21 protein-coding genes and 2 other annotated features are annotated in these 22,287 nt (G+C 41.2%); all 21 genes read right to left on the bottom strand.

Going from position 1 to position 22,287, the window contains the following annotated elements; translation table 11 throughout:
* Nucleotides 1-332 precede the first annotated feature (332 nt).
* Nucleotides 333-1,523, bottom strand: a complete 1,191-nt coding sequence (gene tuf, locus ACKXGF_RS00720; RefSeq protein WP_411954452.1) for an elongation factor Tu — start codon at nt 1,521-1,523, stop codon at nt 333-335.
* Nucleotides 1,524-1,649: 126 nt separating this feature from the next.
* Nucleotides 1,650-3,728: an elongation factor G gene (gene fusA / locus ACKXGF_RS00715; protein ID WP_411954451.1), complete on the bottom strand. Its 2,079-nt coding sequence runs from the start codon at nt 3,726-3,728 to the stop codon at nt 1,650-1,652.
* A 41-nt stretch (nt 3,729-3,769) separates the two neighbouring features.
* Complete coding sequence (rpsG, locus tag ACKXGF_RS00710) at nt 3,770-4,240, bottom strand: 30S ribosomal protein S7 (RefSeq protein ID WP_167263321.1); 471 nt, start codon at nt 4,238-4,240, stop codon at nt 3,770-3,772.
* A gap of 35 nt (nt 4,241-4,275) precedes the next feature.
* On the bottom strand, nt 4,276-4,695 hold the full coding sequence (gene rpsL / locus ACKXGF_RS00705; protein ID WP_167263319.1) for a 30S ribosomal protein S12: 420 nt from the start codon (nt 4,693-4,695) through the stop codon (nt 4,276-4,278).
* A 93-nt stretch (nt 4,696-4,788) separates the two neighbouring features.
* A complete protein-coding gene (locus ACKXGF_RS00700; RefSeq protein ID WP_411954450.1) occupies nt 4,789-5,040 on the bottom strand; it encodes a ribosomal L7Ae/L30e/S12e/Gadd45 family protein in 252 nt (83 codons plus the stop codon).
* 194 nt (nt 5,041-5,234) lie between these two features.
* A complete protein-coding gene (rpoC, locus tag ACKXGF_RS00695; RefSeq protein ID WP_411954449.1) occupies nt 5,235-8,861 on the bottom strand; it encodes a DNA-directed RNA polymerase subunit beta' in 3,627 nt (1,208 codons plus the stop codon).
* 46 nt (nt 8,862-8,907) lie between these two features.
* Entirely contained in the window at nt 8,908-12,462 is a 3,555-nt protein-coding gene (gene rpoB / locus ACKXGF_RS00690; RefSeq protein WP_411954448.1) for a DNA-directed RNA polymerase subunit beta, read from the bottom strand.
* 356 nt (nt 12,463-12,818) lie between these two features.
* Nucleotides 12,819-13,424 carry a class I SAM-dependent methyltransferase gene (locus tag ACKXGF_RS00685; RefSeq protein ID WP_411954447.1) on the bottom strand — a complete coding sequence of 202 codons (606 nt, stop codon included), beginning with the start codon at nt 13,422-13,424 and terminating at the stop codon, nt 12,819-12,821.
* A 194-nt stretch (nt 13,425-13,618) separates the two neighbouring features.
* Nucleotides 13,619-13,984 (bottom strand): 50S ribosomal protein L7/L12, encoded by a 366-nt coding sequence (gene rplL / locus ACKXGF_RS00680; protein ID WP_167263309.1) that lies wholly within the window; start codon nt 13,982-13,984, stop codon nt 13,619-13,621.
* Nucleotides 13,985-14,035: 51 nt separating this feature from the next.
* Nucleotides 14,036-14,545, bottom strand: a complete 510-nt coding sequence (gene rplJ, locus ACKXGF_RS00675; RefSeq protein WP_411954446.1) for a 50S ribosomal protein L10 — start codon at nt 14,543-14,545, stop codon at nt 14,036-14,038.
* A gap of 255 nt (nt 14,546-14,800) precedes the next feature.
* Nucleotides 14,801-14,958 (bottom strand) — a sequence feature (ribosomal protein L10 leader region).
* Between the two features lie 43 nt (nt 14,959-15,001).
* Nucleotides 15,002-15,700, bottom strand: a complete 699-nt coding sequence (rplA, locus tag ACKXGF_RS00670; protein WP_167263305.1) for a 50S ribosomal protein L1 — start codon at nt 15,698-15,700, stop codon at nt 15,002-15,004.
* A gap of 193 nt (nt 15,701-15,893) precedes the next feature.
* Entirely contained in the window at nt 15,894-16,319 is a 426-nt protein-coding gene (rplK, locus tag ACKXGF_RS00665) for a 50S ribosomal protein L11 (protein ID WP_167263303.1), read from the bottom strand.
* A 135-nt stretch (nt 16,320-16,454) separates the two neighbouring features.
* On the bottom strand, nt 16,455-16,988 hold the full coding sequence (nusG, locus tag ACKXGF_RS00660) for a transcription termination/antitermination protein NusG (RefSeq protein ID WP_167263301.1): 534 nt from the start codon (nt 16,986-16,988) through the stop codon (nt 16,455-16,457).
* 125 nt (nt 16,989-17,113) lie between these two features.
* Complete coding sequence (gene secE, locus ACKXGF_RS00655; protein WP_167263298.1) at nt 17,114-17,281, bottom strand: preprotein translocase subunit SecE; 168 nt, start codon at nt 17,279-17,281, stop codon at nt 17,114-17,116.
* 27 nt (nt 17,282-17,308) lie between these two features.
* Nucleotides 17,309-17,455, bottom strand: a complete 147-nt coding sequence (gene rpmG / locus ACKXGF_RS00650; RefSeq protein ID WP_167263296.1) for a 50S ribosomal protein L33 — start codon at nt 17,453-17,455, stop codon at nt 17,309-17,311.
* A gap of 83 nt (nt 17,456-17,538) precedes the next feature.
* Nucleotides 17,539-18,192: an RNA polymerase sporulation sigma factor SigH gene (gene sigH, locus ACKXGF_RS00645; RefSeq protein ID WP_411954445.1), complete on the bottom strand. Its 654-nt coding sequence runs from the start codon at nt 18,190-18,192 to the stop codon at nt 17,539-17,541.
* 116 nt (nt 18,193-18,308) lie between these two features.
* A complete protein-coding gene (locus ACKXGF_RS00640) occupies nt 18,309-18,818 on the bottom strand; it encodes an NYN domain-containing protein (RefSeq protein WP_411954444.1) in 510 nt (169 codons plus the stop codon).
* Between the two features lie 5 nt (nt 18,819-18,823).
* Nucleotides 18,824-19,564, bottom strand: a complete 741-nt coding sequence (gene rlmB / locus ACKXGF_RS00635; protein ID WP_411954443.1) for a 23S rRNA (guanosine(2251)-2'-O)-methyltransferase RlmB — start codon at nt 19,562-19,564, stop codon at nt 18,824-18,826.
* Nucleotides 19,561-19,968, bottom strand: coding sequence for a Mini-ribonuclease 3 (locus tag ACKXGF_RS00630; protein ID WP_411954442.1), 408 nt, complete (start codon nt 19,966-19,968; stop codon nt 19,561-19,563). Before ACKXGF_RS00630 ends, rlmB begins: the two co-directional genes overlap by 4 nt.
* Nucleotides 19,953-21,350, bottom strand: coding sequence for a cysteine--tRNA ligase (cysS, locus tag ACKXGF_RS00625; RefSeq protein ID WP_411954441.1), 1,398 nt, complete (start codon nt 21,348-21,350; stop codon nt 19,953-19,955). Before cysS ends, ACKXGF_RS00630 begins: the two co-directional genes overlap by 16 nt.
* A complete protein-coding gene (cysE, locus tag ACKXGF_RS00620; protein WP_411954440.1) occupies nt 21,340-22,002 on the bottom strand; it encodes a serine O-acetyltransferase in 663 nt (220 codons plus the stop codon). The genes cysS and cysE overlap by 11 nt, the downstream gene beginning before the upstream one ends.
* 67 nt (nt 22,003-22,069) lie before the next feature.
* Nucleotides 22,070-22,284: a binding site (T-box leader), on the bottom strand.
* Nucleotides 22,285-22,287: the final 3 nt, after the last annotated feature.

Raw genomic sequence — 22,287 nt, 5'->3', positions numbered from 1 at the left:
CAGACATTCTCCGCGGAAATTTTCCCCACACCTTGCCATGGCAAAGGGGCCGGGTGTGTCGGCAACCTTCCACTTCATCGCCTTGTTTGACTGCAACATTTAAATTATAGTAAACATCCTCTAAGATTTCAAGGAAAAATACTATATTTCTCATCACAGCCACTCAAATTATTATACAAAGCTGGGTCTTTGATTTCAAGCCATAGATTAATATTCAGAATTCTTGAGTGATTGTTTCTGAGATCGTTGAGTTTCATTAACCAATAGTTTTCATAAGAAAAGCTACCAGCCGTAGCTGGTAGCTTTATTAGATATGATCCATAATATCGTTATTACTTAACGATAGTAGAAACAACGCCCGCACCTACTGTACGGCCACCTTCACGGATTGAGAATTTAGTACCTTCTTCAATCGCGATTGGTGAAATAAGTTCAACGTCCATTTCTACGTTATCGCCAGGCATAACCATTTCTACTCCTTCAGGTAGTTGGATAACACCAGTTACGTCCGTTGTACGGAAGTAGAACTGTGGGCGATAGTTAGAGAAGAATGGTGTATGACGACCACCTTCGTCTTTTGATAGAACATAAACTTCAGCTTTGAATTCAGTGTGTGGTGTGATTGAACCAGGCTTAGCTAGTACTTGGCCACGGCTGATTTCTTCACGGCTAACACCACGTAGTAGTGCACCAATGTTATCACCAGCTTCAGCATAGTCTAGAAGCTTACGGAACATTTCAACACCTGTAACTGTTGTCTTGCTTGATTCTTCAGCCATACCGATGATTTCAACATCGTCACCAACTGATACCTGACCACGCTCAACACGGCCTGTTGCAACTGTACCACGGCCTGTGATTGAGAATACGTCCTCAACTGGCATCATGAATGGCTTATCAGTATCGCGCTCTGGGTTTGGAATGTAGCTGTCAACAGCTTCCATTAGTTCGATGATAGCATTTTCATACTCTTCATTACCTTCGATTGCCATAAGAGCAGAACCTTTAACAACTGGAATGTCGTCACCAGGGAAGTCATATTCGCCTAGTAGGTCACGAACTTCCATTTCTACTAGTTCTAGAAGCTCTTCGTCGTCTACCATGTCGCACTTGTTAAGGAATACAACAATTGCTGGTACACCAACCTGACGAGAAAGTAGGATGTGCTCACGAGTTTGTGGCATTGGACCGTCAGCTGCTGATACAACTAAGATTGCACCGTCCATTTGTGCTGCACCTGTAATCATGTTTTTAACATAGTCAGCGTGACCTGGACAGTCAACGTGTGCATAGTGACGGTTTGCTGTTTCGTACTCAACGTGAGCTGTTGAAATTGTAATTCCACGCTCTTGCTCTTCAGGAGCACCGTCGATCTGATCGTAAGCCATTACGTCCCCTGCACCTGATTGTTTGTTAAGTACTGTCGTGATTGCTGCTGTTAAAGTAGTTTTTCCGTGGTCAACGTGACCAATTGTCCCAATGTTAACGTGGGATTTGGAGCGGTCAAATTTTTCTTTTGCCATTTATATTTCCTCCTTAAGGTAAATAATTATTAATTAATTTATATTGTGGGTTTATCTTCCGAGAGTGTCTCTCGAAAGATAACTCCTTACAATACCTTTTATAAGTGATTCGGGTTAAAAAATCAATTATTCACCACTATTTTTCTTAATAATTTCTTCTGAAATTGATTTAGGAACTTCTTCATAGTGGCTGAAATGCATTGTGTACGATCCACGACCTTGCGTGTTCGAACGTAGTGATGTCGCATAACCGAACATCTCTGAAAGTGGTACGAATGCATCAACAACTGATGCTGGGCCACGAGTACCCATGCCTTCTACACGTCCACGACGAGATGTGACATCACCCATGATATCACCCATGTATTCTTCTGGCACAACGATTTCTACTTTCATCATTGGTTCAAGAAGAACAGGCTTACATTTAGCTTTTGCTTCTTTAAGAGCCATAGATGCTGCAACTTTAAACGCTGTTTCGTTAGAGTCAACATCATGGTAAGAACCATCAAATAGTGTTGCTTTTACGTCGATTAATGGATAACCAGCTAAAACACCATTTTCTAGTGTTTCGCGAATACCTTGATCAACTGACGGAATGTATTCTTTTGGAACAACACCACCAACGATTTTATCGTGGAATTCGTAACCAGCACCTTCTTCGTTTGGTTCGAATTTAACCCAAACGTGACCGTATTGTCCACGACCACCTGATTGGCGCACGAACTTACCTTCAACTTCTGCAGAAGCGCGGAATGTTTCGCGGTAAGCAACTTGTGGTGAACCAATGTTAGCTTCTACCTTGAATTCTAATTTCAAGCGGTCAACGATAACGTCTAAGTGAAGCTCACCCATACCGTGGATAATCGTCTGACCTGTCTCTTCGTTAGTTTCCGTCTGGAATGTTGGATCTTCTTCTGCAAGCTTAGCTAAAGCAATACCCATCTTGTCTTGGTCTGCTTTTGATTTAGGCTCGATTGCAACAGCAATTACTGGGTCAGGGAATTCCATTGATTCAAGGATAACTAAATTTTTCTCATCAGTTAGTGTATCTCCTGTTGCTGTGTCTTTCAAACCGACACCGCCTGCGATGTCACCAGCGTAAACTTCCGGAACTTCTTCACGGTGGTTCGCATGCATTTGTAGGATACGACCTACACGCTCACGTTTATCTTTCGTTGCGTTCTTAACGTAAGAACCACTCTTAAGTGTTCCTGAATAAACACGGAAGAACGTCAACTTACCAACGTAAGGGTCTGTCATAACCTTGAATGCTAGTGCTGAGAATGGCTCGCTGTCATCAGACTTACGAATAACCTCTTCTTCAGTATCTGGTTTGAAACCTTCAATTGCTGGAACATCTAACGGTGAAGGTAGATAATCAATGACAGCATCTAGTAGTAATTGAACACCTTTGTTCTTGAATGCTGAACCTACAAGTACTGGGTAGAATTCAACGTCACAAGTCGCTTGACGGATTGCACTTTTTAGTTCTTCCGTTGTGAAGTCTTCACCTTCTAGATATTTCATCATTAAATCTTCATCTAATTCAGCAACTGCTTCGACTAATGAAGCACGATACTCATCCGCTTGTTCCTTATAGTCATCAGGAATTTCTGTTGCGTAAGCACGCGTACCTAAATCATCTTCATAGAAATACGCTTGCATAGTTACAAGGTCGATAATTCCTTCAAAGTGATCTTCAGCACCAATTGGTAACTGAATTGGGTGTGCGTTTGCACCTAAACGGTCTTTTAACGTACTTACAGAGTATAGGTAGTCAGCACCTACTTTGTCCATTTTGTTAATGAAAACAACACGTGGAACTCCGTAAGTCGTCGCTTGTCGCCAAACAGTCTCTGTTTGTGGTTCAACACCTGACTGTGCGTCTAGTAAAGCAACCGAACCGTCAAGAACACGCAATGAACGTTCAACTTCTACTGTGAAGTCCACGTGTCCTGGAGTATCGATAATATTAATACGATGGTCATTCCATTGGGCTGTTGTTGCCGCAGAAGTAATCGTGATACCACGATCTTGTTCTTGGGTCATCCAGTCCATTTGAGAAGCACCTTCGTGAGTCTCTCCCAGCTTATGAATACGTCCTGTGTAATACAAGATACGCTCAGTAGCTGTCGTTTTACCAGCATCGATGTGTGCCATGATTCCAATGTTACGATACTTGTCTAAGGAGAACTCTCTTGGCATAATAATGTCTCCTTCCTGTGATTGGATTTATAATTGATTGATTACCAACGATAGTGAGCGAATGCTTTGTTCGCTTCTGCCATTTTATGCATTTCTTCACGGCGTCTAACCGCTGCACCTGTATTATTGGATGCATCTAAAATTTCATTCGCAAGACGTTCTTCCATCGTTTTCTCACCGCGTAAACGAGAGTAGTTAACGATGAAACGAAGACCTAGTGCCTGACGACGTTCTGCACGAACCTCTACAGGTACTTGATAGTTGGAACCACCAACACGACGTGCGCGCACCTCAAGTACTGGCATGACGTTTTTCATAGCTTCTTCGAATACGTCCATAGGATTTTGACCACTACGTTGTTCGACTAAGTCAAACGCAGCGTATAAGATTTTTTGTGCTGTACCTTTCTTACCATCAATCATGATTTGATTGATTAAACGAGTCACTAACTTAGAGTTGTGAATCGGATCAGGTATTACGTCTCTTTTTGGAACTGCACCTTTACGTGACATATGTTAGCCTCCCTTCATTCATCATCATTTATTGTTTATTTTTTAGCTTTAGGGCGTTTCGTACCATACTTAGAACGTCCTTGTTTACGTCCTTCAACACCTGCAGTGTCTAATGCACCGCGAACAATGTGATAACGGACACCTGGTAAGTCTTTAACACGTCCACCACGAATTAGAACAACGCTGTGTTCTTGTAAGTTGTGGCCGATACCAGGGATGTAAGCTGTAACCTCAATTTGGTTTGATAAACGCACACGTGCATATTTACGAAGTGATGAGTTTGGCTTCTTCGGTGTCATTGTTGCAACACGTGTACACACACCACGTTTTTGAGGGGCAGGGTTATGCGTCTGACGATTCTTTTGAGAGTCGTAACCTTTGTTCAACGCTGGCGCGTCTGAACCTGCTCGTTTAGTCTTACGTCCTTTACGTACTAATTGATTAATAGTAGGCATTATATATCCTCCCTTCGTTCTTTTTGTAATTCCACACATCCAGGTGGTTCATAAAAAGGCAAAAAAGAAACTTACATGCATCAGCATATAAAGTTACTTTGTTATTGCCACCGTCGCTGCATTAACATCGATCCCACTTGCTTGACCTAATTCTTTCATCGAATCAACTTCAATTACTGGGATTTGATGATCATCAGCAACATCAACAATTTTATTTGTCACATGTCGCTCTGCATCAGTTGCAATCACGACTTCTAGTGCTTCGCCATGTTTAATAGCTTTTTGCACTTGTTTTGCTCCAATTTTTAAACGTTTTTGTGCCTTGAGTACTTTTTCATAAGACATCTTTCATCCTCCAAAGCAACAAGGTTAAATGAAGCACCTTTGATATATTATCACTGCATGACTATTGTGTCAACGAAAAATGTAGAAAAACATGGTGATTTTTAAATTAGGGTGCGACCAACCTGTTAGCATTTTCATTAAGATAAGTAGAGCATCGCGCCGCCCGGCGACGATGCTCATCTTCACCTTACTAATTATGACTCTGTTGTAACCTCTTCTGCTTGAACTTCTTCTACGTTTTTAACGTCTACATCCGGTTCGTTTTTTACATGTTTGAGGTTTCTGTAACGATCTAAACCTGTACCAGCAGGAACAAGTTTACCGATAATGACGTTTTCTTTCAGACCCATTAACTCGTCATACTTACCTTTGATTGCTGCGTCTGTTAGGACACGTGTTGTCTCCTGGAATGATGCAGCAGATAAGAACGAATCTGTTTCTAGTGATGCTTTCGTGATACCAAGGATAATCGGTTTCGCAACAGCAGGCTGGCCACCTTGTACTAAGACATCGTGGTTCGCTTCTTTGAACTGTTGGAATTCCATTAATGATCCAGGTAGTAAGTCTGTATCACCACCTTCAATCACACGTACTTTACGTAACATTTGTCTTACCATTACTTCGACGTGTTTATCGCTGATTTCAACACCTTGCATACGGTAAACTTTTTGTACTTCTTTAAGCAAGTACTCTTGAACACCCTGCAAGCCTTGAACGTTAATTAATTCTTTCGGATCAATAGAACCTTCAACAAGTGCTTCACCTGGTTTTACAGTATCACCTTCTGCAACTTTCATACGCGCATTGTACATGGCGTTGTACTTGCGTGTTTCGATTTGACCTTGAACAACGACTTCTTTCTTATCTTTGAACTCGTTAATTTCTTTAACCGTTCCGTGAATTTCACTGATGATCGCTTGACCTTTAGGATTACGAGCTTCGAACACCTCTTGGATACGCGGTAGACCTTGTGTGATGTCATCACCAGCTACACCACCAGTGTGGAAGGTACGCATGGTTAGCTGTGTACCAGGTTCACCGATTGACTGTGCTGCGATAATTCCAACTGCTTCACCAACATCCACTTGTTCACCTGTTGCCATATTACGTCCATAACATTTCTTACAAGCGCCATGTGGTGTGTTACAAGTGAAGACTGAGCGGATGACAACTTCCTCAACACCGGATTCCACAATTTCTTTAGCAATGTCTTCTGTGATTAGCTCATCACGTTTAACTAGATCGTTATTTGTTTCAGGATGTTTCACTGAACGAAATGCTGTACGTCCTACTAGACGGTCATAAAGTGGCACGATTGTTTCGCTACCTTCACTTAAAGTGCTAACTTCCATACCTCGGTCAGTTCCACAGTCATCTTCGCGGACAATCACGTCTTGCGCAACATCGACTAGACGACGTGTTAAGTAACCTGAGTCAGCCGTTTTCAGTGCGGTATCCGCAAGACCTTTACGAGCACCGTGCGTTGAAATAAAGTATTCTAATACCGTTAAACCTTCACGGAAGTTCGATTTGATCGGTAGTTCGATGATTTTACCAGATGGGTTAGCCATCAGACCACGCATACCAGCTAACTGTGTAAAGTTAGAGGCGTTACCACGTGCACCAGAATCACTCATCATATAGATCGGATTCAAGTTACCTAATGCGCCTAGTAGACGATTTTGAATATCGTCTTTAGCATCTGTCCAAACTGAAACAACACGATCATAACGTTCATTTTCCGTGATTAAACCACGACGGAACTGTTTAGTAACGTTATCAACTTTCTCTTGTGCATCATCGATAATTTGTTGTTTTTCATCTAATACAACGATGTCAGAAACACCGATTGTGATACCTGCTTTAGTTGAGTATTCGAACCCTAAGTCTTTCATACGGTCAAGCATTTTCGATGTTTCTGAAAGCTTGTAGTATTTGAAGACTTCAGCGATGATATCACCCAAGATGCCCTTCTTGAATGGTAGTACTAAATCACGTGATTGCAGTACTTCTCTTGCATCTTCTGTAGGGTCGATGAAATATTGATCTGGTGTTTCAACCTCTAAGTTAGAAGCTGTCGGTTCATTCATGTAAGGGAATGAATCCGGCAAGATTTCGTTGAAGATAATCTTACCAACAGTTGTTAACAACACTTTACGATTTTGTTCTTCGGTAAATTGCGGTTTATTTAACGATCCTGCATAAACACCGATACGGCTGTGTAAATGAACATAACCATTATTATAAGCAGTTAACGCTTCAGATGGTGTTGAGAAAACTTTACCTTCATTAAGCGCATTTTCTCGCTCTAATGTTAAGTAATAGTTACCTAATACCATGTCCTGAGATGGTGTAACAACTGGCTTACCATCTTTCGGGTTCAGGATGTTTTGCGCTGCAAGCATTAATACACGCGCTTCTGCCTGCGCTTCTTGTGAAAGCGGAACGTGTACCGCCATTTGGTCACCGTCGAAGTCAGCGTTATAAGCTGTACATGCGAGTGGGTGTAAACGAATCGCACGTCCTTCAACAAGGACTGGCTCAAATGATTGAATACCTAAACGGTGCAATGTTGGTGCACGGTTTAACATCACAGGGTGATCTTTAATCACATCTTCAAGCACATCCCAGATTTCTGGGCGTAAGCGTTCAATGTTTCGCTTAGCTGATTTGATATTATGCGCTAAACCACGATCAACAAGTTCACGCATGACGAATGGTTTGAATAATTCAATCGCCATTTCTTTAGGTAAACCACATTGATACATCTTTAAGTTCGGGCCAACAACGATAACTGAACGACCTGAATAGTCAACACGCTTACCAAGTAAATTTTGACGGAAACGACCTTGCTTACCTTTCAGCATGTGTGAAAGTGATTTAAGTGGACGGTTTCCTGGTCCTGTTACTGGACGACCGCGACGACCATTATCGATTAATGCGTCAACTGATTCCTGTAACATACGCTTCTCGTTTTGCACGATAATCGTTGGTGCACCTAAATCTAATAAGCGCTTCAAACGATTGTTACGATTAATTACACGACGGTAAAGATCATTAAGGTCTGATGTCGCAAAACGGCCTCCGTCTAATTGAACCATTGGACGTAATTCTGGAGGAATGATTGGTAAAACATCCAATACCATCCAAGCTGGATCATTTCCTGAGTTACGGAATGATTCAAGTACTTCAAGCCGCTTAATCGCACGTGTACGGCGCTGACCTTGCGCTGTTTTCAATTCTACTTTTAACTCTTCTACTTCAGATTCTAAATCAACACTATGAAGTAGTTTACGAATTGCTTCTGCACCCATATGAGCTTGGAAAGACTTGCCGTATTTATCATAATAAGCACGGTACTCTTTCTCAGAAAGCAATTGTTTCTTTTCAAGTGGGGTGTTACCTGGTTCTGTCACGATATATGAAGCGAAATAAATCACTTCTTCTAAAGCACGAGGTGACAGATCAAGAACTAAGCCCATACGGCTCGGAATACCTTTGAAATACCAGATATGAGAGACAGGGGCAGCTAATTCAAGATGCCCCATACGCTCACGTCGAACGGTTGCTTTCGTTACTTCAACGCCACAGCGGTCACAAACAATGCCTTTATAACGAACACGTTTGTATTTTCCGCAGTGACACTCCCAATCTTTAGTCGGACCAAAGATTCGCTCACAGAAAAGACCGTCTTTCTCTGGCTTCAATGTACGGTAGTTAATCGTTTCTGGCTTTTTAACTTCTCCGTAAGACCATCCACGAATTTTCTCCGATGGCGCTAAACCAATTTTCATATACTCAAATTTATTTACATCGATCAAGGAGACTACCTCCCTCATTTTTTCGAACAGTTAATTGATAGAACAATTATTCAGCCGACTCCTCTGGCTCATGTCGTTCTATATTGACGTTTAATTGATCAGTCGATTGATCATCTTCTTCTAGATCTCGCATATCGATTTCCGTTTCATCATCCGTTAACATTTTCACATCCATACCAAGACTTTGCAGTTCCTTGATTAAGACGCGGAATGATTCTGGAACACCTGGTTCAGGTAAGTTCTCACCTTTGACGATTGCTTCATACGTTTTCACACGTCCAACCACATCGTCAGACTTAACGGTTAATAGCTCTTGAAGTGTGTACGCTGCACCATATGCTTCGAGAGCCCAAACTTCCATCTCACCGAAACGCTGACCACCAAACTGTGCTTTACCACCAAGTGGTTGTTGCGTAACAAGTGAATACGGTCCAGTCGAACGAGCGTGTAGTTTGTCGTCAACCATGTGTTCTAGCTTGATCATATACATGACACCCACTGAAACGCGGTTATCGAATGCATCGCCAGTACGACCGTCATAAAGGACGGACTTACCGTCGCGAGCTAGACCAGCTTCTTCCATAGTTTCCCAAACATCTTCTTCGTTCGCACCGTCAAAGACAGGAGACGCTACGTTGATGTTTAATTCACGAGCTGCCATACCAAGGTGTAATTCTAACACCTGTCCGATATTCATACGAGACGGAACACCTAATGGGTTAAGCATGACATCAACAGGTGTACCATCTGGTAGGAATGGCATATCTTCTTCCGGTAAAATACGTGAGATAACACCTTTGTTACCGTGACGACCTGCCATCTTGTCACCTTCAGAAATACGGCGTTTTTGAACAATATAAACACGAACAAGCTTATTAACGCCTGGTGATAATTCGTCTCCATCAACACGGTTGAACACTTTTACATCGTGTACAATACCGCCACCACCGTGAGGTACACGTAATGATGTATCACGAACTTCACGAGCTTTTTCACCGAAAATAGCGTGAAGCAGACGCTCTTCAGATGATAATTCTGTCATACCTTTTGGCGTAACTTTACCGACTAGGATGTCACCATCTGTTACTTCAGCACCAACACGGATAATGCCACTCTCATCTAAGTCTTTCAGAGCATCTTCACCAACATTAGGAATATCTCGTGTAATCTCTTCAGGACCTAGCTTCGTGTCACGCGCTTCAGATTCAAATTCTTCAATATGAATCGAAGTGAACACGTCGTCTTTAACCAGACGATCGCTCATGATTACGGCGTCCTCATAGTTGTAACCATCCCAAGTCATAAAGGCAACTAATGCATTACGACCTAAAGCTAGTTCTCCGCGATCCATTGACGGACCATCAGCGATGACTTCGCCTTTTTCTAAGCGATCACCTTTAGAAACGATTGGACGTTGGTTATAGCAAGAACCTTGGTTGGAACGGATGTATTTTTGGAAACGATAGCGATCTAAATCGCCTTCTACTTCCTTACCATCAACTGTTTCAATTCGACGAACATGAACTTCTTTCGCTTCAACTTTTTCTACAACGCCTTCGTGTTGGTTAACAATTGCTGCACCTGAGTCTTTACCAGATACATATTCCATACCTGTACCAACTGTTGGTGATTCAGGATCAACCAACGGTACAGCCTGGCGCTGCATGTTCGCACCCATTAAGGCACGGTTAGAGTCGTCATTTTCTAAGAATGGAATACATGCTGTCGCTGCAGATACAACCTGCTTCGGCGAAACGTCCATGTAGTCAATTTGTTCACGTTTTACAACGATGTTTTCACCACGGAAACGAGCAATAACTTCTTCATCCGTAAAAGTACCATCTTCATTCAATGTTGCGTTTGCCTGAGCAACAATGTAGTTATCTTCTTCATCTGCTGTTAAGTAATCAGTATGACCCGTTACTTTACCTGTTTCAGGGTCAACACGGCGATATGGCGTCTCAATGAAACCAAATGGATTCACTTTCGCATAAGATGAAAGTGAGTTAATCAGACCGATGTTGGGTCCTTCTGGTGTTTCGATTGGACACATACGACCGTAGTGCGAGTAGTGAACGTCACGGACTTCCATACCAGCACGTTCACGCGTTAAACCACCTGGTCCTAGAGCTGATAGACGGCGTTTGTGCGTCAATTCAGCTAATGGATTCGTTTGGTACATGAATTGCGATAACTGTGAACTACCAAAGAACTCTTTAATCGAAGCAATAACCGGTCGAATATTGATTAACTGTTGCGGCGTAATGGACTCTGTATCTTGAATAGACATACGTTCACGAATGACACGCTCCATACGAGACAAGCCAATACGGAATTGGTTTTGTAACAACTCACCTACAGAACGTAAACGACGATTACCTAAGTGGTCAATATCATCTGTTTTACCAACTGTGTGCAACAAGTTAAAGAAGTAACTGATTGATGCTACAATGTCTGAATAAGTAATATGTTTAAGTTCATCATCAACAATACCATTACCAATGACATTGAGTGTTTTCTCACCATCTGGATCAGTCGGATCGATGATCTTAATCGATTGGATTTTCACAGGATCTTCTAACACACCATCTTGTGGTTCTAAAATCTGTTCACCAACGGCATCCTCTTCTTTTTCTAGATAAGGAGTAATCTTATCTAATAAACGACGATTCAGTTTATCGCCTTTTCGAGCGATGACTTCACCTGTTTCTTCGTCAGCAATTGATTCTGCCAACGTTTGATTAAACAAGCGATCTTTGATTTGTAGTTTCTTATTCATTTTGTAACGACCGACACGGGCTAAATCATAACGTTTCGGGTCGAAAAAGCGGGAATAAAGCAAGCTTTTTGCGTTCTCTGCTGTCGGTGGTTCACCCGGGCGTAACCGTTCGTAAATCTCGATCAGTGCTTTTTCACTATCTTCTGTGTTGTCTTTTTCTAAGGTGTTACGAACAAATTCGTTGTCACCTAATAAATTAATAATCTCTTCATCAGAGCTAAAACCTAAAGCACGTAACAACACGGTGATTGGCAATTTACGTGTCCGGTCAATACGCACATGAACGACATCTTTAGCATCAGTTTCAAATTCTAACCAAGCACCACGGCTCGGAATAACTGTTGACGTGTAGCCTTTCTTGCCGTTCTTGTCAATTTTGTCGCTGAAATAAACACCTGGTGAACGAACAAGTTGAGAAACAATCACACGTTCAGCACCATTAATAATGAACGTACCTGTGTCTGTCATTAATGGGAAATCTCCCATGAAGACTTCTTGTTCTTTCACTTCACCTGTTTCCTTGTTTAACAAGCGAACTTTCACACGTAACGGCGCATTATACGTTACGTCACGTTCTTTTGCATCATTGACCGAATACTTCGGTTCACCTAATGAGTAATCCACAAACTCTAATGAGAGGTTACCAGTAAAATCTTCTACTGGTGAAATGTCAGCAAACATTTCTTTTAACCCTTCATCTAAAAACCATTGATACGAAGCGGTTTGAATCTCGATTAAGTTCGGTAATTCTTGCACTTCGCTAATTCGCGCGTAGCTTCTACGCTGGCGGTGTCGACCATATTGAACTAGTTGACCTGTCAACTGCTTCACCCCTCAAACAACCAAATATTTAAAACAAAAAACCGTCCGACATTTAGGCATGCCGAACTTGCTTGATCCACATCGTTTCACAAGCCTATATAACAACATTTGTATGTTTACAAATGTTATATCTAACTTTTTTCAAAGGATATACAATTTATCCAAAACATGATAAACTATATATCTATAAACGAGCATGTAACCATTATCGGTTTAACGTGCTCAGTTTATACCTCAAAACAGCTCTATTTCACTTATCTACAAACCATTGTTAATATTTTTTAGAAAGTATGAAAAATAACTTGACAAAGATTTGTATCTAGTGGCATTTTTTAATGATATCACAAGGCTACAAGCTAGTCAATTTTAATTGACTTTAAAACATAATAACCTTTATCCCGTTTTATAACGTCAACATTTCCGAAAACATCCTCCATTTTCCTTTTTAACGAAGGAGCTCCTTGTTTCTTTTGTACAACTAACCACAATTCACCCTGCTGAACGAGACACTTAAAACTTTGGTCAACAATATCAAACACAACCGCTTTCCCTGCTCGAAATGGCGGGTTCGTGATAATGGTTGTATATTCATTAGCCGGAAGATCAGTCAGTCGATCATTGATGAAAGCTTTGGCTGCTTTAACTTGATTTTCTTGGATATTTTTATGCGCTAGTTGAATCGCACGCTCATTAATATCCACCATGTCAATGCTCAAACCCTCATGTTGTTTAGCAATAGTAATGCCAACCGGACCATAACCACACCCAACATCCAAAACACGCCCTGATTCATTCGGTATCGAAAAATGTTCTAGTAAAACACGCGTACCATAATCAACTTGTTTCTTGGAAAAAACACCATCATCTGTATGGAATATTAAATTTATATCATTGATCTTCGTCTGAAATTGGGACGGATGGCTTTTGCTTTGGGGGCTATTTGTAAAATATTGTTCACTCACAATCTCACCTTCTCGCTAACTCGATCATTATTCGTTGGGGAATTGTAGATTACATGTTAAGTTAATAAGAAAAACTGAGCTTCCGCCAAAAAGATCTAGCGAAAGCTTAGTTTTAGTACTTTTAAGAACATTAACTTAAACAAACATAAGCTCGCTGATAGATTGGTCAGCGAGCTTATTTAACTTAATGACTATTATTTTAATTCGATTGTTGCGCCAGTTTCTTCTAGTTGTTCTTTCATTTGATCTGCGTCTTCTTTCGCAACGCCTTCTTTAACTGTACCAGGTGCATTGTCAACTAGTTCTTTAGCTTCTTTAAGACCTAGGCCAGTGATTTCACGTACTGCTTTAACAACTTTGATCTTAGAGTCGCCAGCGTCCGCAAGAACAACTTCGAATTCTGTTTGTTCTTCAGCTTCTTCTTCGCCACCTGCTGCACCTGCTGCTGCAACTGGTGCTGCTGCTGATACACCAAACTCCTCTTCAATTGCTTTAACTAATTCATTAAGATCTAAAACTGACATTTCCTTAATCGCATCAATAATTTGCTCTTTAGTCATGATTAAGTTCCTCCTTGTGATTTGTGTTTTTATCCGTTTTAGGCGACTGGATTAAGCGCCTTCTTCTTCATTCTTCTGATCTGCAACTTGTTGTGTTGCATACGCGAAGTTACGCATTGGTGCTTGTAGTACGCTAAGAAGCATTGCAACAAGACCTTCGTGTGACGGTAGTTCTGCAAGTTCTTTCAGTTGTTCAACTGTTGCAACTTGTCCTTCGATTACGCCACCTTTAATTTCAAGTGCTTGATGGTCTTTAGCGAATTGACCAATAACTTTTGCTGGAGCAACGGCATCTTCTTCACAGAATGCAATTGCTGTAGGTCCAACTAGTGCATCGTTCAATTCTTCATAACCAACTTGTTCAACTGCTCGGCGTGTCATTGTGTTTTTATAAACACGGAATTCTACACCTGCTTCACGAAGTTGTTGACGAAGTTCACTTACTTCATCTACGTCAAGGCCACGATAGTCAACAAGTACTGATGTCTTACTGTTTTGGAAACCTTCAACAATCATCTCAACCTGTTGCTTTTTGTGCTCAAGTACTTGACCTTTGCTCATCGTTCCACCCCCTAGTCTTATTTATCATCATACCGTGTGGTGTTATCCAAACGCTATATTTAAGTCCGTTATTGAATTGCGTTACGCTATCGGTGGACGCTTTCCACGGGCACGGCTCGAGCCTCCTCGGAAGAAAAGCACTTCCTGCGGGGTCTCGAGACTCTTGCTGTTCCCGTAGGAGTCACCACCTACGCTCCACACAATTCAACAACTAAGCGCTAAATCAAAATGAAATTAACACTTAACTATGATAGCATTAGCATCAAAAAATGCCTCCATGTAGACATGGAGGCATGATGGATTTATTTTGTACACATTACGAGTGTCCAATTATATCACGTCACACACCTCGGCAGGGCAAGAATTAAGCGACGAATCGCCCCTGCTGTCTACGGTATAATCATTATTTAATTTAACAACGTCTCAAATTATAACTAATATATAATTGAAAGTCAATTACTTTTTAGCGTAACTTGAAATGTCAACACGGATTCCAGGACCCATTGTTGATGATACTGAAGCATTGCGCATATAAGTACCTTTAGACGTTTGTGGTTTAGCTTTCACTAATGTTTCAGTTAGGGCTTCAAAGTTTTCGACAAGTTTTTGATCATCGAATGATACTTTACCGATCGGTACATGAACGTTTCCTGATTTATCAACGCGGTATTCAACTTTACCAGCTTTGATTTCTTGGACAGCTTTTTCAATTTCAAACGTTACAGTACCTGTTTTAGGGTTTGGCATTAAGCCTTTTGGTCCTAATACTCGACCAAGCTTACCAACTTCCGCCATCATGTCAGGTGTTGCAACAACAACGTCGAATTCGAACCAACCATTATTGATTTGATCAATGTATTCTTGGTCGCCTACGTAATCTGCACCTGCAGCTTCAGCTTCTTTCGCTTTATCACCTTTAGCGATGACTAGGACGCGTTGGCTTTTACCTGTACCGTGTGGTAGAACCATTGCACCGCGAATTTGTTGGTCAGCTTTTTTAGGGTCTACCCCTAAACGGAAAGCCGCTTCAACTGTTTCATCAAAGTTAGCAATTGATGTTTTCTTAACAAGTTCAACTGCTTCTTGAATATCATACGTTTTTGAACGATCAACAAGCTTTAAAGCTTCTTGAAACTTTTTACCTCTTTTAGCCATTTTAACTTCCTCCTCAATGTGGTTTTAACGGTTGAACCTCCCACTAAAGTCAACTCGTATTCATACGAGCCTTTAGGCGAAGACAGTATCATGTGCTTTGGCTATACACAGAACTGCTTATCCTTAAACGCCGTAATAAAGGTTGCGAAACGACTTCCGCAACCTCCCCCGAGCGTTTTCAAGTTTAGAAGGATTATCCTTCAATCGTGATGCCCATGCTACGTGCAGTACCTTCAACCATACGTACCGCCGCATCGACGTCAGTAGCGTTTAAGTCAGGCATTTTCGTTTCAGCAATTTCGCGAACTTGATCGCTTGTTACTGAAGCTACTTTATTACGGTTTGGCTCACCAGAACCTGACTCGATACCAGCTGCTTTCTTAAGAAGCACCGCAGCAGGTGGCGTTTTGGTTACAAATGTAAATGAACGGTCTTCATAAACCGAAATTTCAACCGGAATAATCATACCAGCTTGATCTTCTGTTTGTGCGTTGAATTCCTTACAGAATCCCATGATATTAATACCAGCTTGACCTAGTGCAGGACCTACTGGTGGAGCTGGGTTTGCTTTACCTGCAGGAATTTGTAATTTTACAACGTCTACTACTTTTTTAGCCACGAGACACACCTCCTTAAAGTCCGTGATGTGGTTGCGGGAACTTTTGTCCCTCCCACTCATTTATTACGACGACATTTTTAGCCGTACGAAACATAAAAATTCTAGCATCTTTATATCAAAAATGCAACCATCTGATTATATTTTTTCGACTTGATTAAAGTCTAATTCTACTGGCGTTTCACGACCAAACATATTAACGTGAACTTTAAGTTTTTGTTTATCAGCATCAATATTCTCAATCGTACCTTCGAAATTAGCAAACGGTCCATCAATGACGCGAACCAATTCTTTCAATTCGAAATCAACTTCTTGTTGTGTTTCTTGGACACCCATGCGTTTCAAGACGCGCTCAGCTTCTTCAGGCAATACTGGCGTTGGCTTTTGCCCCGCACCTGAAGAACCTACGAATCCAGTAACACCAGGTGTATTACGCACAACAAACCAGGAATCATCTGTCATGACCATTTCAGTTAACACGTAACCTGGAAAGGTCTTTTTCATTGCAGTCTTCTTTTTGCCATTCTTCACTTCGGTCTCTTCTTCTTCAGGCACAATGACACGGAAGATCTTATCCTCCATACCCATCGATTCGATTCGTTTTTCTAAGTTTAATCGCACTTTGTTTTCATAACCTGAATACGTGTGGACGACATACCAATTCTTTTCCATAAATCCGGCCTTAGCCTTCCCTCCTATACTTTCTCCGGGTTTTTTGACAATATAAAAAACCCGGCCGAGCGGGTTTCTTTTGTCAACATTATATCACATTTTAATGCATTTAATCATAAAAAACATTATAGTAATTCTAGAATTTGCGAAATCCCTAGGTCGACGACTGTAAAGTAAATAGCGACAAATAAAACTGTCAAAATAACAATGACTGTATAGCGTGTTAATTCGTTTCCTGTCGGCCAAGTTACTTTCCGCATTTCACGACTAACATCTTTGAAAAAGCTAATCACGATTTCCCCTCCTAACACCTTACCATGTTACTTCGTCTCTCGATGGAGCGTATGTTGCGCACATCGATTACAATATTTCTTTATCTCTATTCGATCTGAGGTTTGTGCTTGTTTCTCAGTTGTATAGTTTCGATTATGGCAATCGGTACAAGCCAACGCGACCTTCTTACGCATCACACATACCTCTTTTATTAACGTATTTTATCACTTTCACTAATCTACCACTCTCTATTATCAATGTCAAATGGCAGTAAGGCTTAGGTAAACGTAATCTCATTGACTGAAATACGGCGTTCTAGTTTGCGTTTTATTCGTTGTAATGCGTTATCGATTGACTTAATATGACGACCTAACTCATCCGATATTTCCTGATATGTTTGTCCATCTAAATAAAGCTCTAAAACCTCTTGCTCAAGCTCGCTTAACAACTCTTGCATTTTAATTTCCATATCACCAATTCTTTCACGATTAATTAATAATCGCTCAGGATCGGCCTTTTCGTCTTCGGCAATCATATCAATCAAGGTACGGTCAGAATCTTCTTCGTAAACAGGTTTGTCCAACGAAACATAAGAATTAAGCGGTATATGTTTTTGACGGGTTGCTGTTTTGATAGCTGTAATAATCTGACGCGTCACGCACAGCTCAGCAAACACCTTAAAGGACGATTGCTTATCATCCTGGAAATCACGGATTGCTTTATATAAACCAATCATTCCTTCTTGCACAATGTCCTCACGATCAGCTCCAATCAAAAAATATGTTCTCGCTTTAGCACGAACAAAACTACGATATTTTTGAATGAGATACTCTAATGCTTGGACTTCGCCTTGTTGAACATAATCTAATACAACTTCATCATCTAGTTGATCAAAATTCAGGTGGTTCTTTGTCTCTTGTTTGGTGTTCACTTAGATTCCTCCCGTATCGAACCATACCTAACACGATTCATTGTCAATCGACTGCTCATTTTGTAAATATACGGTTATTATACAGGAGTTGTGAATTTTCAGTCAACTAAATCTAGTCAATTATTCCCTCTTCGCCAATTTTCGAACTTCTTCAACACATCATCACTAAGTGGAATTTTCGCTTTAGGCTTAACGTCAGCTTGCTTTTCGAGATTTTGACGAATATCTTTGTCGATTGAATTAATTTCAATCGCTAATTCACGGGCCGACTTTCTTAAAGCCCCTTGAGCAAAAATTGTCCATTGTTCTGCATAATCTGACGTCGCTACATAGACTTTCGTTTTAACATTCATTAAATCTTTAACGAGCTTTTCGATTTTATCGTCAGCCGTCTCCTTCTCACGCGTGAAAATAACTTCTACTTGCAAGGTGTTATAAAATCGTTCGACTCCTCTGACATAATAGGCATCAAACACGACGATGACGCGGTGACCTGTATAAGCTTGATACTCCGCTAACATTTCGATCAATCGCGACCGGGCTTGTTCTAAATCTCGCTCACTTAACGACTTTAACTCGTCCCAGTCACCGATTATATTATAGCCGTCTACTACTAATACAATCATGATGCCTACTCTCCTACCTGATCGCGCTTCCGCAGAACCTCGTACATTAATATGCTTGCAGAAACCGATGCATTTAGTGATGTAACCTGGCCTTTCATTGGTAATTTAACAAACCAATCACAGTTTTTAGCTACTAGTCGACTCATGCCTTGTCCTTCACTTCCGACAACTAAGGCAATTGGCATATCGTATTCGGCCTCACGGTAATCCTGATTGGCACTAGCATCCGTTCCAACTATCCAAACATTGTGTTCTTTCAGCTCTTCAATCGTTTGGTTCATATTCGTCACGCGAGCAACTGGAATATGTTCAATCGCTCCCGTTGATGCTTTAGCGACGGTTTGTGTCAATTGGACGGAGCGCTGTTTCGGTATAACAATACCATGAGCACCTACCGCATCAGCCGTTCGCATAATAGAGCCTAGATTATGTGGATCTTCTAGTTGATCTAATAAAATGAAAAAAGGTGCCTCGTTTCTGGCTTCGGCTCTGGCGAACAAATCATCTAAATCAGCATAATCATAAGCTGCGACTGAGGCCGCGACACCTTGGTGGTGACTGCCAATTGCATCTAGTTTCTGTTTAGGAACCTTTTGAACCTGAACATTTTGTTGTTTCGCAGCTTGAATCAGTTGTTGCTGAGCTTGTGGCTTCATCGTTTCTAACACTAACAACTTATTCACAGAACGCCCTGACTTCAACGTTTCTAGTACTGGATTTTTCCCAGTAATCCATTCTTCACTCACTCGGACCCACTCCTTTCTTCCAATATGGTAATCGCATCTTGAATCAATTCATCCACCCGCTCAAATGACTCGCTAAAATATAAATAACCTAAAAGTGCTTCAAACGCTGTACTGTAACGGTATGTTTGAGGGTCAGTATTTTTCGGTACGCTTGATTTCGCATTACGGCCGCGCCTAGCGACCGCTGCTTCTTGTTCAGTCAATGTTTCGTTGTCCAACCAACGAAGCATAACGATCGCTTGTGCCTTCGCTGACACGAAAGACACAGCTAAGTTATGCAGTTCATTAGGTTTAACTTCACCGCTTCGAATTAAATAGTCACGAATCGCTTTTTCATAAACAACATCACCCATGTAAGCTAGCGTCAAGCTTTTCATCGATTTAGGATTCATTGTCTTTTCCATCTCGTTCCTTGTGGCGTGTCTTCTAAAATAATACCCATATCTGCTAGTTGATCACGAATTTCATCAGCTCGAGCGAATTGGCGATCTTTTCTCGCTTGTTTCCGTTCTTCTATTAAGGTCTCGATTTCTTCATCTAATAATTCAGTCGTCACTAATGAGAAACCAAGAACGCCTGTTATTTCATCAAACGCTGCCATAAATCGATCAATTACATCGGATGACGTCTGATCTTGCTCTAAATAAATGTTCGCATCTTTAGCTAAATCAAATAAAACACTGATTGCATTCGCTGTATTAAAATCATCATCCATTTCTTGAACAAATGTGTCAACATGACGTTCTACTTGATCCAACCATTCTTGCCCATCGCTTGATAGATTCATGCTCGCTTGCTTACGGTGCGCTAAATTATCATACGCTGATTTCAATCGATCAAAACTACGCTTGGCACTCGCTAATAATTCATCGTTGAAATTAATCGGATTCCGGTAATGAACACTTAACATAAAGAAGCGTACCACGTTTGGATCATGTTCTCTAACAAGATCATGGACTAAAATAAAATTACCTAGTGATTTCGACATTTTTTCATTATCGATTTGAATATAGCCATTATGAAGCCAATAATTAGCAAATGTTTCATCATTGAAGCATTCTGACTGGGCGATTTCATTCTCATGGTGCGGGAATGACAAGTCTTGCCCACCAGCATGAATATCGATGGTGTCACCTAAGTGCTTTTTGGCCATTGCTGAACATTCGATATGCCAACCTGGTCGACCTTCACCCCACGGGCTCTCCCAAGCTATTTCACCATCTTTAGCATCTTTCCATAACGCAAAATCAAGAGGATCTTCTTTCTTATCGCCTACCTGAATACGCGATCCCGATTGTAATTCGTCGATGGATTGGTGAGATAATTTACCGTATTCATCGAAAGCACGTGTCTTAAAATAAACATCTCCATCCGCTTCATAGGCATAACCTTTATCGATCAATCCTTTAATAAAATCAATAATCTCATCCATCGTGTCAGTCACGCGCGGATGATGAACCGCTTCTTGCACATTTAAAGCGCCGACATCTTCCTTATACGCCTGAATAAAACGCTCAGCAATCGCCGGAACATCTTCACCTAATTCATGTGAAGCCTTGATGAGTTTATCATCAACATCGGTGAAATTAAGTACATATTCAACCTCATAACCACGATAATCTAAATAACGTCTGATCGTATCAAACACAATCGCCGGACGGGCATTACCTACGTGAATATAATTATAGACAGTCGGCCCGCAAACATACATTTTCACCTTACCGTCTTCGATTGGTTTGAACTCTTCTTTTTGACGCGTTAATGTATTGTACATTCTAATCGTCACGATGATTCTCTCCTTTCAATGCTTTCACTTCAGCCTGCAATTCAGCAATTTTTTGGTCTAAATAATCACATTTATCAGCAACAGGATCGGGCAGTTTATGGTGATCAAAGTTCTTCTTCACTTTAACCCCATCTTTGACCACAATATTACCTGGGATACCAACAACAGTTGAATACTTAGGTACGTCTTTTAAGACAACAGAGCCAGCTCCTATTTTTGAATGCTCTTCGATCGTAATAGAGCCGAGCACCTTCGCACCAGTTGCGACTAGCACATTATCTTTCAAGGTAGGGTGACGTTTGCCGCCTTCCTTGCCTGTACCTCCTAAGGTGACACCCTGAAAAATCGTGACATTATCCCCGATTTCGCATGTTTCACCAACGACAACACCCATGCCATGATCGATAAAAAAGCGACGGCCAATTTTAGCGCCTGGATGGATTTCAATACCCGTTAAAAAGCGACTCACTTGTGATATTACCCGGGCAATAAACTTCATATTGCGTTTTTGAAAGCCGCGTGCAAACCGATGCGCCCAAACTGCATGAACACCCGCATACGTCAGCATAACTTCTAATCGATTGCGTGCTGCTGGGTCCTGGTCGAACACGACATCGACATCTTCTTTAAGCAGCTTAAAAAATTTAAACATTATTCTTCCCTCCTTGTGATGAGGTAACTGATCTCAATAAAAAACGTCCCTGCCTATAACTTATATAGACAGAGACGCTACATAGCGCGGTTCCACTCTGTTTAGAGGATTATCCCCCCTCAACTTATAGCTTGTAACGGAGCCATCCGCTTCACCATACTATTTATTCAAGTGAAGGCTCAGAGGTGCATTTCAAACGGATCTTTAACAGCTACTCTCAGCTTATGTAGCTTTCTCTGAAGTTAAATCACACGTTTTACTTCTCCTCATCAACGCTTTGACTAT

The sequence above is a fragment of the Alkalibacillus sp. S2W genome (assembly GCF_046764385.1).
In the GTDB taxonomy this organism is placed as follows: Bacteria; Bacillota; Bacilli; order Bacillales; family Alkalibacillaceae; genus Alkalibacillus; species Alkalibacillus almallahensis.
The sequence above is the reverse complement of the archived record's forward strand: the minus strand, read 5'-3'. Positions and strand labels throughout refer to the sequence as shown.